Below are 13353 nucleotides of genomic sequence, written 5' to 3' on the forward strand. Positions count from 1 at the left end.
TCGCCAGAGGCGCACATGAGTGACGAAGTGACCAAGCCGGGTCCGGTGGACAACAGCCACCTGGACGCGGGCATTGCCGCGCGAGCCGAGAAATCCGAAGCACAGAAGCCAGTGGAGAAGGAGACCACTGAGCAGACGGTGGAGGTTCAGACCGGCGAGCAGAACGACACCGAAGGATCGGCAGCTTCGGAAACGGATGATGCGGCCGCCCATAAGCCCAAGAACAAGGGTGTGGGGAAGCGCATCGATGAGCTGACGCGTGAGAAATACGACGCTCAGCGGGAGCGTGACTACTGGCGTGAACAGGCTATGCGCAATCAGCGGCAGCCTGAGCAGCGCCAGGAGCAGGCAAGCCAGACGGAACAAGCCTCCGACAAACCGACCATGGAACAGTATGGATTCGACGTCGCCGCCTATACCGAGGCATTGTACGAATGGCACAAGCAGCAGGACGCCAAGAGTGCGCAGAAGGCCAAAGAGGCTGAAAGCGAACAGGAGCGCGCCAAGAGATATCAGGACAGCGTGCAGGCATTTGCCGAGCAGCACCCTGATTTCCACGACGTGTTCCACGGCGGCGTGCCCGTGTCAGTCGCGATGGCTGAGGCCATTACTGAAACGGACAACCCAGCTGCTATCGCCTATTACCTGGGTCAGAACCTGGACGAAGCCGCGCGTATTGCGGCCATGAGTCCCACGGGTGCCAGCCGAGCCATCGGTCGCATCGAGGCGAAGTTGGAATCCCAGGCCGCCCCTGCTGCCGCTGAACAAGCGCGTCAGCCCGAAACCAAAACCGTTACCAAAGCCCCGCCTCCGGTGACCACGCTCTCCGGTGCTCCGCCTGTCGTGAAAGACCTGACCGAGATGTCAATGGCCGACTACGACGCGCAGCGCAGGAAAGAACGCAAGGCCCGTGGGCTCTAAGGAGACACTCCCATGGCAAATCAGTTTCTCACCACCCAGCTAATCACTCGCGAAATCCTGTCGGTCCTGCGTCAGAAGCTCACCTTCCTGCGCAAGATCAATATGGAGTACAAGGGCGAGTTCGCCGTAACTGGCGCCAAGATCGGCGACACCGTCAACATCCGTGTGCCGACCCATGCCAAGATTCGCAGTGGCCGCATCATGGATGCGTCCAACATGGTCGACAAGACCGTTCCGCTGACCATCTCCGATCAGACCGGCGTCGATCTGGTGTGGAATAGCTCGGACATGGCCCTGAAGATCGATGACTTCAGCGCCCGCTACCTGGATCAGCCCATCGCCGATCTGGCCTCGCGCATCGAGCAGACTGTTCTGCAGCGCGCCCTGCCGTTTGCAGCCAACTTCGTCCCGAATGCCGACGGCAAGCTGGACTTCGTGGAAGCGTTGCGTGCCAATAAGGTACTGACCGACAACCTGGCACCGACTCGCCGCTTCATGGTGACCAACACCAGTGGCACCGTGCAGGTGGTCGACCAGCTGAAGGGCTTCTTCAACGCCCAGGATCGTCTGGCCGAGCAGTACGAAGACGGTCTGATGGCCCGCGCAGCTGGCTTCGACTGGTTCGAAACCACCAACATGCCGGCACAGGCCTACGGCACCTCGGCTATCCCGGGCACCTATCAGGTCAACGGCGCCAACCAGACCGGCAGCTCCATTGCGGTCAACACGGGCACTGGCACCCTGGTTGCGGGTCAGCATGTCACCTTCGCGGGCGTGTTTGCCGTGAACCCGGCCACCAAGGTCTCGACCGGCGTCCTGCAGACCTTCGTCGTGACGGCCAACTACGCCGGCGGCGCTGGCAACCTGCAGATTTCCCCGGCAATCGTCACCAGCGGCCCGGAGCAGAACGTGACCGCGTCCCCGGCTGCTGCCGCCGCCGTCTCGGTCCTAGGCGCTACCGCTCAGACTGGCGTCAACCTCGGCTTCGCTCGCGACTTCCTGACCTTCGCAACGGTCGACCTGCCGCTGCCGGAGAACAAGGAGGCCAGCCGCATGCAGTTCGACGGCCTGAGCCTGCGCATGATCCGCGACTACGACACCGTCAACGATCAGTTCCTGAATCGCGTCGACATCCTGTGGGGTTCGGCCGTTCTGCGCCCCGAGTTCGGCGTTGTTATTCCGAACGACCCGACCAACTTCTAAGGAGAAGACACGATGGCACTTCCGTCCGATACCGTCGCCGCTGCGGCGACTGAAACCCCCGATGGCACCTTGGTTGGCCGCAACTCCGACTCCAAGGTCGGCTTTTTCGGAGCTACCCCGGCAGTTCAGCCCGCCGCACTGAGCCTGGCAAGCGTCACGGCTGCCCAGCTGGCAACCGCACTGGCGTCGCTGGGCATCATCAAGACCACCGCATAAGGAGGCCGTCATGGCTGAGTTCAAGCACGCCAAGTACCTGCATAAGGACGGCGAAGTGAAGCTGTTTGCGGGGGATGAGGTAGAGGATGCACTGGCCGCTGGCTGGGAGTATCCGAAGTTCCCGCGATCCAACGGCGAGGAATGGAACCCTGAGGTTCCGGCAGACGAGGTGTCTGCAGCTGATGCGGCCGCCGAGGTTCAGAAGGCCAATCGTGCACGCCAGGAAAAGCTGGATGCGCGCGAGGCCAAGGCTGAATCCAAAGCCGCTGGCAAGAAGTAACAAGCCGCAGTAGTCAGTGAATTTGGGCGTCCTTCGGGGCGCCCTTCTTTTTTGGGGAGTAGCCATGTCGAAGGTTTCCGAAATCGTTGCTGGAGCCCTGGGATTGCTGCGCGTTCTCGACGCAACTGAAGCACCAGAGGCCGAGGACATGGAGACCGGCATCTTCACCCTCAACCAGATGATGATTCGCTGGGAAGCAAACGGATACTCGGTGGGCTGGTCTCCGGTTTCCAATCCAGCCGACGAGATGCCGAATGTGCCGGAGGCCGATGAGGCCATCATGTACAACCTCGCCGTAAAGCTTCGCCCGCGCTACGGCGTAAGCATTGACCCGGATGTATTTGAAGAGGCTCGGCGGCTGAAGTCCGACGTACTGGCTGATGTGTTTGCTTCCAGCCCGATGGAGATGGAGCGCGGCATCCCTGGATTCCGTTGCCGTTACAACATCCGCAGCGACGGGTATCGCTGGTAATGCGCGCCCAGCCCGTAGACCTGATCGGTGGCTTCTACACCAGCGACAGCCTGCCGTGGTCGTGCCAGGACACGGTGAACTGGCTGCCGGTGATGGCCGAGGTGGCAGGTACGCGCACGGTCTCGATGTTCGCGACCCCACCGGGTCTGAGGCCCTATCAGCAGATCGGAACCGGTCCGATTCGCGGCATGCACGACTGCGAAGGTCTGCGGCTGATCGTGTCGGGCCGATACCTCTACCGTATAAGCAACACCGGGGTAGGCATCCCGATTGGCCTGATTCCTGGGGTTGGCCGGGTGCAGATGACGCACAACCAGTTCAAGACTGGCTACCAAGTGCTGATCGAGAACGGGCAGGGTGGTGGCGGCTATGTCTACACGACATCCACTGACACTTTCGCGAAGATCACTGACGAAGGCTATCCGGGGTCGATCTCGTCGGACTACCTGGATTCCTACATTCTTGGCGTCGAGCCGCAGGGGCGGTTCTGGTTCCACTCCAATCTGGCAGACGCCACGGATTACAACACCCTTGATCGTTACGAGGCTGAGGCATCCCCCGACAAGATCGTTGGCCTTGCAGTGAGCCAGTTTGAGGTCGTTGTCTTCGGTCAGCGCACTATCGAGTTCTTCTTTAACGCGGGTGGTCAGACCGGCACGTTCCAGAACCGGCGCCAGTCAATCACCCGTGGCTGTGCCTCGCGGCACACTATCCAGAAGCTGGACAACACCCTGTTCTGGCTTGGCGATGACGGTGTCGTCTACCGCATGGAGGGCTATGCGGCTCGTCCAATCTCGACCCGCGTCCTCGAAAAGGCCATTACTGGCTTCAACTGGTCCGAGGCCATCGCATTCACCTGGGAGGATCGCGGCCACAAGGTCTACTACCTGACCCTGCCGGACGGCCAGACGTTCGGCTACGACGTGATCACAGGCCTGTGGCACCGCCGTGAATCTTATGGCCTGAACCGCTGGCGCCTGAGCCACACCCAGAAGTGGGGGCGGGAATGGTTCGGCGGTGACTTCCAGGATGGACGGCTCTGGGAACTGGATTGGGACTACTTCCTGGAGGGCGATCAGCCGATCATCAGCGAGCGCACGTCCGGCGTGGTGGCTGACAATCAAAGCGCGCTGCTTCTTCCGAACGCCGAGCTGGTGCTTGATACCGGCAAAGGCCCCGGAACCACAGCACTGCCATTCCCTGTGCAACCGCCGATGCCTCTGCTTAGTGGGAACGCTCCGGATGGCTTCATTGGTGGTTCCTACAGCTTTGCGTATACCCGCACTAGTGGCACTGCACCCTTCACATTCTCAGTTTCTTCGGGCGCACTTCCTGCTGGGATTTCCCTTGATGCGACAAGCGGCGTTCTTAGTGGGAACCCCTCTGTAGTCGGCTCGTCGGCCTTCACAGTAAGAGTCACCGATGCCAACGGCTTGTGGGCAGAGGTTCCGGACACCGTAGCTATTGGTGCCGCCTTCTGGCTTCTCCGCGCAAACGTGCCTGATGCACGGGTTTGGGCAAGCTTCGACGCCATCACATGGCAGGGGCCATACAATCGTGCACCCATTGTTACAACGCCTGGCAGCGCAAGCCGGCAGCTGGGTGCCGGTGGAGCGGTAATTGTCATTGGCGCCACAACCACGGCGGAGAGGTCGACAGACTTTGACGTTGCCGACGGCGTGACCAACACATCGGTAACCGTTCCAGCCAATATCGGCAGGATTCGCACATTTGGGGCTACTACGCTCGCATTTGTGAATGCTGATGGTGCTCCAGCCAACACCTACTACGCGGTCCAGGATGGGGGGCAGACATGGACCGCAAGGACGCTTCCGAGCAGTCTGCAGATCCGAGACGTTGCCAGGTTGGCGTCTGGTCGGTGGTACTCCTACCAGCAGGTAGGGCCGTCCTACGGCATGTACTACTCCGATGAGGAATCACCAAGCACCTGGACACCCACCGGATATGGCATTCCCCAAGCTGGTGAGAGATGCATCATTACAAGCGGCACGGTGATCCTGTCGTTCGGCACCTTGAATCAGGTAATGCGCTTCAAGAACGGTGCCTGGGTAACCCTTAGCCCAGGCGGAGCCGCTTTCCCTGATGCGAGGTGCGGCCTCTACATGGATGGACGTTGGTTCATGGCTGGGCAGCCACAGTCTGGAACCAATAATCTCGTCTACTCTGATGATGACGGCGGGACATGGACCAGGGTTACCGTGCCCGGGCTGGACGGGATCTATGAAATCTACGCGGCGAATGGCCGGATTGTCGTCAGTGGCGTGGCACCTACATCTGGCACGCTTGCGGGCGTTGCATCGTCCTCTGATCGTGGCGCGACCTGGACCACTTCCACAATGCCATACCCGGTTGGGTCCGGAGCGCAGTCGATTGCCTTCCCGGTGGTGACCAATGGCTGACACCGATCACTTCGTAGAGATGTGCTACAGCATTGACGGCGGCCATACATGGAGCAACTGGAAGCGCCGCAGCATCGGTGAGGTTGGGCAGTACGCCAAGCGCGTGCGTTTCATGCGCCTTGGCAAGTCCCGTCAGCGCGTGTTCCGCATTCGTGTTTCCTCGCCGCGCAAGCATGACCTGCTCGGCGCAGTGCTGACTCCGGAACAGACGGACGACTGATGAAGATCTCGACCGATCCATGCTTCCTGCAGGAAGTCATGGATCACCCTGCCGTGCGTCCGTGGATTGGACCGGATGGCGTGGAGGGGTCGTGGCCGCTCGCTGCGATCTTCGATCAGGGCATTGGCATCGAGTTCGACGGCGGCGGGTTCTTCTTCCACCGGCTAGGTGATGCCGTGGTTGAGGTGCACACGGTGTTTCTGCCTGGCACCAAAGGAGTGGCCCGGTTCTGCGCTCAGGCGGCGGAATACCTGTTCTGCGGGACCGAAGTTACCAAGATCGTGACGAAGGTGCCGGTAGACAACGTGCCAGCCCTGCGCCTGACCGAGCGCGTCGGGTTCCGCCTCGACTACGTGCGACCTGCTGCCTTCCTGCGCGGTGGTGTTGCCCACGACGTGAAACACTACAGCTGGGACATCGATCTATGGCTGCGCGGTACTGATGGCCCGCAATGGGCCTATGAGCGCTGCTGCGCAATGGACAACAAGAACAAGGGCCTGCGCCTGCGATACCGCTGGGCAGTGATGAACGACGACTATTCGGTATTGGAGAGCTGATATGCCAGCTGTAGGTGCAATTGTGGGGGCTGCCGGAAGCCTTGTTGGCGGGAAAATGCAGGCGGACGCTGCCGGGCGTGCAGGCGATGCGGCCACGGGTGCCTCTCGCGACGCGATCAACGCCCAGGTCGCGATGTACAACCAAAGCCGTGCGGACACGCTGCCGTATCAGGTGACTGGCACTGGCGCGCTCAATCTTTTGGCACAGATGTATGGCCTGCCGACCTACTCGGCGCCGCTCTCGAGCGGCATTCAGATCACCCAGCCTGAACCAGCCAAGAAGAAGAAACGCAGCCTCTTCGACAAGATCACGGATCCGGCGAACCTGGCCGGGCAGTTTGGCGGCACCAGCTACGACCCGATGGGCTTCTTCAGCAGTGGCAGCACTGGTGGCGGTGGGAGCCTTCAGTTCTCCACGGGCGGTGGAACTGGCAATGCGCTGGCGGGAGGCGGGACCCTGAATCAGGGTACTGGCACCCCTGACTTCAGCATGTTCTATCAAACGCCCGACTACCTCGTAGCACGAGATGAAGGCATCAACGCGCTCGACCGTGGTGCTGCGGCGCGTGGTGGTCTGTACTCGGGTGGCGCTGATGCTGACCGGATGACCTTCGCATCGAACCTTGGGTCAAAGGCTTTCGGCAACTTCCAAAACTCGCTATTCCGGCTGGCAGGCCTCGGTGGCTCCGCAAACAGCGAGCTGAACAGCCTGGGGCAGAACACGGCAGGTCAAATCGGCAACCAGCTTGCCAACGCTGGCAATGCCCGAGCTTCTGCCTATCTCAATCAGGGGCAGGCGTGGAACAACGCGCTCAGCAACATCGGCGGCTTCGCCGGCAACTACTTCGGGAGCCGCTGACATGGCAGATTTCTTCGACAGCTACAGCCGCGGCTATGCTCTGGGGCAGCAGCAGAAGCAGGACAGGCAGAACCGGAACATGCTGGCCGAACTGCAGCAGATCGGGCCGCAGGTCATTGCGGGCGACCTTGCCGCAACGGACCGCGCCTATGCGCTCGACCCTCAGCGCGCCCAGGCGTATCAGGCTGAAGGGAACCGCCAGCAGCAGCAGCTTTTCGGCCTCGCCAAGTCCCTGAAGCAGTCCGCTGCCAACCCGCAGATGCAGGCGGGCATCTATCGCTCGGCGGTTCCGTTCCTGAAGCGCAGTTTCGGCGCTGAAATCCCGGACGAATTCGACGCCGCCTCGGTCATGCCGATTGTCGACCAGGTCCTAGCCATTGCTGAGAACGCGCCAAGCATGGGCGTAGGTGGCAACGTGCAGTCGACCTACATCGACGGCAACGGCAACCGTGTAGCCATCATGCGTGATGGCTCGCAGCGCGTACTTGGCCCAAACAATGCATCGATCCGGGTCATGGAGCAGGAGGGCGCACTGCCGTATGGCGTGGTCACCTCTGGCGGCCGTCCTGGTGCTGTCGTTGATATTGGTGGCGGACAAGCCCCAGCGCAGGGTGCAACAGGGCAGTACACCATCGACCCGAGTATCCCTCCGGAGGTGCAGCAGCAGATCCGAGCCGCTGAGGCTGCTGGGCAGCAGGTCCCGTCCAACATGGTTCTGCCGCCGCGCTCCGGTCCGGTTCGTGTCCCGACTGCGGCAGAGAAAGCGGGAGCCAGCGAGGTTGCGCGTCTGGAGGCTCAGCAGCGGTTTCTGCCCGACGAACTGGCAATGCGGACTCAGGCTGCAATCCAGCAGGCTGGCGGTTCGGCTCAGGCCAAGGGTGAGGCTGAGGCGCGCTTGGAGGCGATCCAGGGCTTGCCCCGCGTGATGCAGGAATCCACCAACGCCATCAACCTGATCGATAAGGCACTCAGCCATCCGGGCCTTGCAACTGCGGTCGGCGCATCTGGCCGTGCCGATCTCCGGAATTACATCCCTGGCACAGATGCCACTGATTTCCGCGTCCTGCTGGATCAGATCAAGGGCGGTACGTTCCTACAGGCATTCCAGAGCCTCAAGGGTGGTGGTGCTATCACCGAGGTTGAAGGCACCAAGGCAGAACAGGCGATTGCCAGACTCAACCGCGATCAGAGTGAAGCGGCGTTCCGTCAGTCGCTTCAGGACCTGCGCGATGTAGCCCAGGCTGCGATTACCCGTGCGCAGACCAAGGCGCAGGCAGCTGGTGCCCCGGCCCCGATGCAGCCGCAGGGTGCCCCGCGCCAGATCCAGTCCGCAGCTGAGTACAACGCACTTCCGAGCGGAACCCTTTTCATTGCGCCGGATGGCACCCAGCGGAGGAAGCGCTAATGGCAAACCCCTGGGACAACGATCCAATCGTTGAGGCCCCGGCTGCGCCTCAGATGCAGGCGCAGGGCAACCCGTGGGATGCCGACCCCATCGTGGCTGATGATGGGCAAGGATTCGAGCAGGCCCCACTCAACATCGACATCGTTGGGGGCACGCGTCAGTCAGTGGCTGATCAACAGCCACAGCAGGCACCCGTAGCCCCTGACGGTTGGAATTACGGTGTAGGGCGTGACCTTGCCTATGGCGCCCGTTCCGTGCTGCAGGGCGTTGGCGGTTTGCTTGGCGCCGTTGGCGGCGATGCGTTCAACAACTACATCGTCAATCCTGTGGCCCGCGCTGTGGGCATACAGGAGGCTCGTCCGTATCGGGAAGAGGCTATGGCCTTGGCCGACCGTCTCGGGCTGCCGCAGGCTCAGACCTCCGGTGATCGCGTGCTGGGTGATGTTGGCGAGGCTTTGACTGGAACTGGCCTGACGCTCGGGATTGGTGGTGGCATCAACGCCCTTGCCAACGCTGGACGGGGAGCGGCTGCCCCTGCAACCAATCAGCTGGCGAACTTCCTGACTGCTCAGCCGGCCATGCAGGCGGCGTCCGCTGCTGGCGGTGCCGGCGCATCCTCGCTAGCCCGTGAGTCTGGCGCGTCGCAGGGAAACCAGCTGCTGGCTGGCCTGGCTGGCAGCTTGGGGCCGAGCGCGCTGGCGACAGGTGCTGGGGCCGCATTGCGTGGCGCAGTGCGCGGTAGCTCTGGCGAGCAGATGCGCAACACTCTGGCCGACTTCGAGCGGCTTGGCGCGACGCCTTCCGTAGGCCAAGCATCTGGCAACCGCATGGTCCAGGGTGTCGAAAACCTGCTGGCTGGCGGCCCAACCAGTGCTGGCGTGATGAACCGATTCGCTACCCGTCAGGGCGAGGATATTGGCGAAGGCTTGCAGAATCTGGCTGAGCAATTCAGCCGTAACCCGAGTGCTGAGCGAGCAGGGCGCGCTATCGAGCGTGGCGCCGAGACGTTCGCCAAGAACGTCAATGCCCAGAAGCGGGCGCTCTACTGGCAGGCCGACAGGTTCATCCCTGAGTCGACTCCGGTTGGGCTGAGCAACACCATGCAGACGGTTCAGAAGCTGACCACTCCTATGCCTGGCGCGGTGGAAACTACCGGCTCGCTCATCAACCCGCGCATCGCAGCCCTACAGCAGAACCTTGCTGCTGATCTGCAGGCTGGTGGCGGCCAGATCCCGTATTCGGCCTTGAAGCGCATCCGGACCGACATTGGCGAGCAGATCAGCGACTTCTCGCTCTCGCCGGAGACCCCAACTCGCGAGCTCAAGCAGCTCTACGCTGCCCTGTCGCGGGATATGGAAGCTGCGGCGCAGTCCCAAGGTCCGCAGGCCGTGGCAGCAGCCAAACGCGCAAACAACTACACCCGGGCGGCGGCAGACCGTCTGGAGCAGGTCCAGCGCGTCATCGACAAGAACGGAGGTGGCGAGGCGATCTACAACGCGGCGATGTCGGGCACCCGTGACGGTGGCACCACGCTGCGGGCTGTGATGCAGTCTCTGCCGCAGGACGGGCAGAAGGCTGTGACAAGCGCCGTGATCAAGCGCATGGGCCTTGCGAATCCTGGCGCACAGGATGCAACCGGCGAGGCTTTCAGCGCCGCGACGTTCCTGACCAACTGGAACCGGGTCAGTCCCGAGGCCAAGCGCGCCTTGTTTGACCGCTACGGCAAGGACTTCAGTCGTGATGTAGATCGGATCGCACGAGTTGCCGACAACGTCAAGAGCGGCTCGCAAGTCTTCGCCAATCCGTCAGGCACGGCGAACCGAGCTGCTGCGATGACCTATGGCGCCGCGCTGGTAGGCAGTCTGTTCACGGGTGGCACTACGGGACTGGTGGGATCAGGCCTCGGAGCCAATTTGGCAGCTCGATGGCTGACTAATCCCAAGACAGTTCAGATGCTTGCAAGGGCAACCACACTTCCTGAGTCGGCAGTCCCTGCCTTCATCAACTATCTGACGCAGCAGGCCAATAAAACGCAGGATCCCGAAATGGCAGAGCTAGCCGCCGAACTGGGACGCGCGCAAGGCGAAATAGGCAACACCGCCAACAATCGCTAGCACGCAAATGATCGGAACAAGCAGCAGCTTTGTCCGGTCCCACGCTGAAAAGTCGCGGCGATACTCGCGGTCCTTCTGAGCCCAATCCTTCGGCTGTCCGCCGACGTTGGATAGGTCGAACTTTTCCTTACTCATGGCCCGGGCCTGTGGATATCTGGCCCGAATCCTACCACCCATCTGGGATTGCTGCCTAAGCGCACTTCGGTCCCGGTCAAAACCATTGCACCGCAAGGGATAAGCCTAGAAATAGGCCCTTTTCGGTCCCAGCCATTCAAGCCCGCCAAGAGCGGGCTTTTTCTTTGGGAGATCCCATGAGCGGCCGCTTCTACGATCCGAACCCGGTCTATTTCGACATCCTGAGCAATCAGCCGGTGGCCGGTGGCTTCCTGCAGTTCTATGACCAGGGCACGACCAATCCCCGCATGACTTGGTCGGACCAGGCGCTGACGATCCCAAACACCAACCCGGTGCCGCTGGACAGCTCGGGCCGGGCCAACGTGAACATCTGGCTGTCCGGGTCCTACACCGTACGGCTGACCGATAGCCTGGGTGCGGTGATCTGGACCCGGGATGTCAATGACGGCTCGGTCGGGGACAACGTTTTCCCGACTCTGGAAGCAGGCAAGTTCCTGACCAATGACGGTTCGGTGGTGCTGTGGGCGAACCTGATCCAGCTTCCTGACCCCACCGGCTCCGACGGGAAGATGGTCGTTGCCAGTGGCGGTGGCTATGTCCTTCAGGCCCAGCCGACGGCGCCGGTTTCGCCAATCGTGGTCACGGACACCTCGGTCAAGTACGTCGGCACCAGCTCGGTCATCCTTGAGCAGTGGGATACTGCCTCGATCCCTGCCAGCGGCGCTCAGATCGCCACCGGCACGATCACGTTCCCGACGGCATACACCACGGTGCCGAACCTACAGGTCACAATCAACAAGGGCTCGGGCGTAGTCGCAGCTGGCTTCATCGGCGATATCGGCGTGTCGGCTGTCAGCACCACGGGAGCCACTGTGTCGTGGGATCTCGGCGTCGATGACGTGAAATCGCAGTACAACCTGACCAGCCCCCTGCCGATCATGTGGCGCGCCATCGGGAAGGTTGCCAGCTGATGGCGACGCCAGCCGAACAGCCGCGCTTTGACCAGCCGGTTGTTGATGCTCGGGGCTTCGCTACCCAAGCATGGATGAACTACTGGCTCCGGCTGGCCTCAAGCCTGAGTCAGGACGAGCTGGCTGCTGTCGTCGCCGAGCTTCAGCGTCGCGTCGATGAGTTGGAAAGTGGGCAATCTCTCGATTTCCAGATCCTGGGCCAAGGCTCAGTCTCCGTAAACGGTGTGCCTCAGCCGGGCAACGTCGTGGTGATTTCCCTCCAGGGAGACGCCGCGCTACCTGGGAATACGCAGTATTACGGGACAGGGCCTACCGGTGCCAAGGGGTGGTTCCCTGTATCAGGCGCTATCACTGTCGCCGCTGGCGAGTTGACCAAGGCAGTTGGCGTAGACGGCGTCACCAATTTCGGCTTGGCAGATCTCGCTAACTCTGGCGTAGGCGCCGCGCTGGTCAAGATCACCAGGGACGCAAAGGGCAGGGTGTCGGGCACCCAATCGGCCACCACGGATGACCTCCCCGCAGGCAGCACCAACAAGTATTTCCCCGAGGCGCCGACGGACGGCCAACAGTACGCCCGCCAGAGCGGCGGATGGACCGTCGTGACTGCTTCAGGTGGGAGCTTTGTGCCCTACAACATCCCCGACGGGCAATCGTTCCTGGTGCCGCTGAACCAGCAGGCGCTGTTCACTCTCCCCATCAACCTCGGCGACGGGTCCAGCATCGTTCTGGACGGCGCGCTGGTGGAGGTTTCGTAATGCTGACCATGTTCAAGCGGCTGGCGTCGCTAGTGCCAACTCCTGCCACCAACAAGGTGACGCTGTTCGTCAGCGATACCGGCGTCCCATCGTACAAGGATGACGCTGGCCTGGTCACGCCGATGAGCGGCCAGCCGATCCCTGCTGGCTACATCGATGGCCTGAAGATGGAGTGGGTATCGGGCACGCAGATCCGGTTCACCAGCGGCTCTGCATATATTCCATCGTTGGGCCGAGCGCTGACACTGGCTGCGGCTGTCACGAAGACACCGACGCTCGCCGCCAACACATGGTATCACGCCTACATCTACAGCAATGCCGGAACGCCTGATGTGGAGGTGACTACCACAGCGCCGGATACCCCTTACAACGGAACCGCCCGCACCAAGACCGGCGACACCTCGCGTCGGTACATCGGCAGCTTCAGGACGAATGCCAGCGCACAGGTCATGCGTTTTGACCACGCTTCGCAGACGGGCATGGTCGGGTATGCCACCAGCATCAACAATTCGCCATTACATCCGTTGGCGACTGGCGCTGCGACAACTCAAACCAGCGTGAGTCTGGCGGCATCCATCCCTATCTCCGGAAGCCGCGCACTACTCTATGTGGAGAACTCTACATCCAACGGCGCCATCGCATATGTAGGCGTGCCGTACATCGATGTGGTTGCAGATGTGATCACTTTCGTACGCCCTTCAGGCCGTCTATCCAGCCAGTATCTGATCGACTCAAACCAGCAGATTGCCTATGTGTTCAACAGTGCCCCGGCTGCGAGTACAGGTCTTGATGTCTGGGTTTTGGGGTATGTTTATGAGCGCTGAA

The 13353-nt window shown here is 61.6% G+C and carries 14 protein-coding genes; all 14 read left to right on the forward strand.

The window, feature by feature from the left end:
* Positions 1-15: 15 nt before the first annotated feature.
* The 14 genes from ACS0OT_RS07335 to ACS0OT_RS07400 all read left to right on the forward strand — a co-directional run bounded on the left by ACS0OT_RS07335 (position 16) and on the right by ACS0OT_RS07400 (position 13352).
* Positions 16-921, forward strand: a complete 906-nt coding sequence (locus ACS0OT_RS07335) for a hypothetical protein (protein ID WP_442256141.1) — start codon at positions 16-18, stop codon at positions 919-921.
* A gap of 12 nt (positions 922-933) precedes the next feature.
* Complete coding sequence (locus tag ACS0OT_RS07340) at positions 934-2124, forward strand: P22 phage major capsid protein family protein (RefSeq protein ID WP_019658917.1); 1191 nt, start codon at positions 934-936, stop codon at positions 2122-2124.
* A 12-nt stretch (positions 2125-2136) separates the two neighbouring features.
* A complete protein-coding gene (locus tag ACS0OT_RS07345) occupies positions 2137-2340 on the forward strand; it encodes a hypothetical protein (protein ID WP_401733433.1) in 204 nt (67 codons plus the stop codon).
* Positions 2341-2350: 10 nt separating this feature from the next.
* On the forward strand, positions 2351-2620 hold the full coding sequence (locus tag ACS0OT_RS07350) for a hypothetical protein (RefSeq protein WP_172986166.1): 270 nt from the start codon (positions 2351-2353) through the stop codon (positions 2618-2620).
* 64 nt (positions 2621-2684) lie between these two features.
* Complete coding sequence (locus ACS0OT_RS07355) at positions 2685-3092, forward strand: packaged DNA stabilization gp4 family protein (RefSeq protein WP_442256142.1); 408 nt, start codon at positions 2685-2687, stop codon at positions 3090-3092.
* Entirely contained in the window at positions 3092-5512 is a 2421-nt protein-coding gene (locus ACS0OT_RS07360) for a putative Ig domain-containing protein (protein ID WP_442256143.1), read from the forward strand. The genes ACS0OT_RS07355 and ACS0OT_RS07360 overlap by 1 nt, the downstream gene beginning before the upstream one ends.
* Positions 5505-5732, forward strand: coding sequence for a hypothetical protein (locus ACS0OT_RS07365; RefSeq protein ID WP_442256144.1), 228 nt, complete (start codon positions 5505-5507; stop codon positions 5730-5732). The genes ACS0OT_RS07360 and ACS0OT_RS07365 overlap by 8 nt, the downstream gene beginning before the upstream one ends.
* On the forward strand, positions 5732-6289 hold the full coding sequence (locus ACS0OT_RS07370; protein WP_442256145.1) for a GNAT family N-acetyltransferase: 558 nt from the start codon (positions 5732-5734) through the stop codon (positions 6287-6289). The genes ACS0OT_RS07365 and ACS0OT_RS07370 overlap by 1 nt, the downstream gene beginning before the upstream one ends.
* 55 nt (positions 6290-6344) lie before the next feature.
* The gene (locus ACS0OT_RS07375; RefSeq protein ID WP_442256146.1) at positions 6345-7148 is read left to right on the forward strand and encodes a hypothetical protein; all 804 of its coding nucleotides are present in this window, start codon (positions 6345-6347) and stop codon (positions 7146-7148) included.
* 1 nt (position 7149) lies between these two features.
* Positions 7150-8553, forward strand: a complete 1404-nt coding sequence (locus ACS0OT_RS07380; protein ID WP_442256147.1) for a hypothetical protein — start codon at positions 7150-7152, stop codon at positions 8551-8553.
* On the forward strand, positions 8553-10667 hold the full coding sequence (locus ACS0OT_RS07385; RefSeq protein ID WP_442256148.1) for a hypothetical protein: 2115 nt from the start codon (positions 8553-8555) through the stop codon (positions 10665-10667). The genes ACS0OT_RS07380 and ACS0OT_RS07385 overlap by 1 nt, the downstream gene beginning before the upstream one ends.
* Positions 10668-10978: 311 nt before the next feature.
* A complete protein-coding gene (locus ACS0OT_RS07390; protein ID WP_442256149.1) occupies positions 10979-11773 on the forward strand; it encodes a hypothetical protein in 795 nt (264 codons plus the stop codon).
* Positions 11773-12528, forward strand: coding sequence for a hypothetical protein (locus ACS0OT_RS07395; RefSeq protein ID WP_442256150.1), 756 nt, complete (start codon positions 11773-11775; stop codon positions 12526-12528). The genes ACS0OT_RS07390 and ACS0OT_RS07395 overlap by 1 nt, the downstream gene beginning before the upstream one ends.
* Entirely contained in the window at positions 12528-13352 is an 825-nt protein-coding gene (locus ACS0OT_RS07400; RefSeq protein WP_442256151.1) for a hypothetical protein, read from the forward strand. The genes ACS0OT_RS07395 and ACS0OT_RS07400 overlap by 1 nt, the downstream gene beginning before the upstream one ends.
* Position 13353: the final 1 nt, after the last annotated feature.

Source organism: Stenotrophomonas maltophilia group sp. RY12688 (assembly GCF_052149045.1).
GTDB classification, from domain to species: Bacteria; Pseudomonadota; Gammaproteobacteria; order Xanthomonadales; family Xanthomonadaceae; genus Stenotrophomonas; species Stenotrophomonas sepilia.

Bases quoted from the DNA above. Each gene is read 5' to 3' on its own strand.
- ACS0OT_RS07335 (WP_442256141.1), top strand. From the start codon at position 16: ATGAGTGACGAAGTGACCAAGCCGGGTCCGGTGGACAACAGCCACCTG.
- ACS0OT_RS07340 (WP_019658917.1), top strand. From the start codon at position 934: ATGGCAAATCAGTTTCTCACCACCCAGCTAATCACTCGCGAAATCCTG.
- ACS0OT_RS07345 (WP_401733433.1), top strand. From the start codon at position 2,137: ATGGCACTTCCGTCCGATACCGTCGCCGCTGCGGCGACTGAAACCCCC.
- ACS0OT_RS07350 (WP_172986166.1), top strand. From the start codon at position 2,351: ATGGCTGAGTTCAAGCACGCCAAGTACCTGCATAAGGACGGCGAAGTG.
- ACS0OT_RS07355 (WP_442256142.1), top strand. From the start codon at position 2,685: ATGTCGAAGGTTTCCGAAATCGTTGCTGGAGCCCTGGGATTGCTGCGC.
- ACS0OT_RS07360 (WP_442256143.1), top strand. From the start codon at position 3,092: ATGCGCGCCCAGCCCGTAGACCTGATCGGTGGCTTCTACACCAGCGAC.
- ACS0OT_RS07365 (WP_442256144.1), top strand. From the start codon at position 5,505: ATGGCTGACACCGATCACTTCGTAGAGATGTGCTACAGCATTGACGGC.
- ACS0OT_RS07370 (WP_442256145.1), top strand. From the start codon at position 5,732: ATGAAGATCTCGACCGATCCATGCTTCCTGCAGGAAGTCATGGATCAC.
- ACS0OT_RS07375 (WP_442256146.1), top strand. From the start codon at position 6,345: ATGCAGGCGGACGCTGCCGGGCGTGCAGGCGATGCGGCCACGGGTGCC.
- ACS0OT_RS07380 (WP_442256147.1), top strand. From the start codon at position 7,150: ATGGCAGATTTCTTCGACAGCTACAGCCGCGGCTATGCTCTGGGGCAG.
- ACS0OT_RS07385 (WP_442256148.1), top strand. From the start codon at position 8,553: ATGGCAAACCCCTGGGACAACGATCCAATCGTTGAGGCCCCGGCTGCG.
- ACS0OT_RS07390 (WP_442256149.1), top strand. From the start codon at position 10,979: ATGAGCGGCCGCTTCTACGATCCGAACCCGGTCTATTTCGACATCCTG.
- ACS0OT_RS07395 (WP_442256150.1), top strand. From the start codon at position 11,773: ATGGCGACGCCAGCCGAACAGCCGCGCTTTGACCAGCCGGTTGTTGAT.
- ACS0OT_RS07400 (WP_442256151.1), top strand. From the start codon at position 12,528: ATGCTGACCATGTTCAAGCGGCTGGCGTCGCTAGTGCCAACTCCTGCC.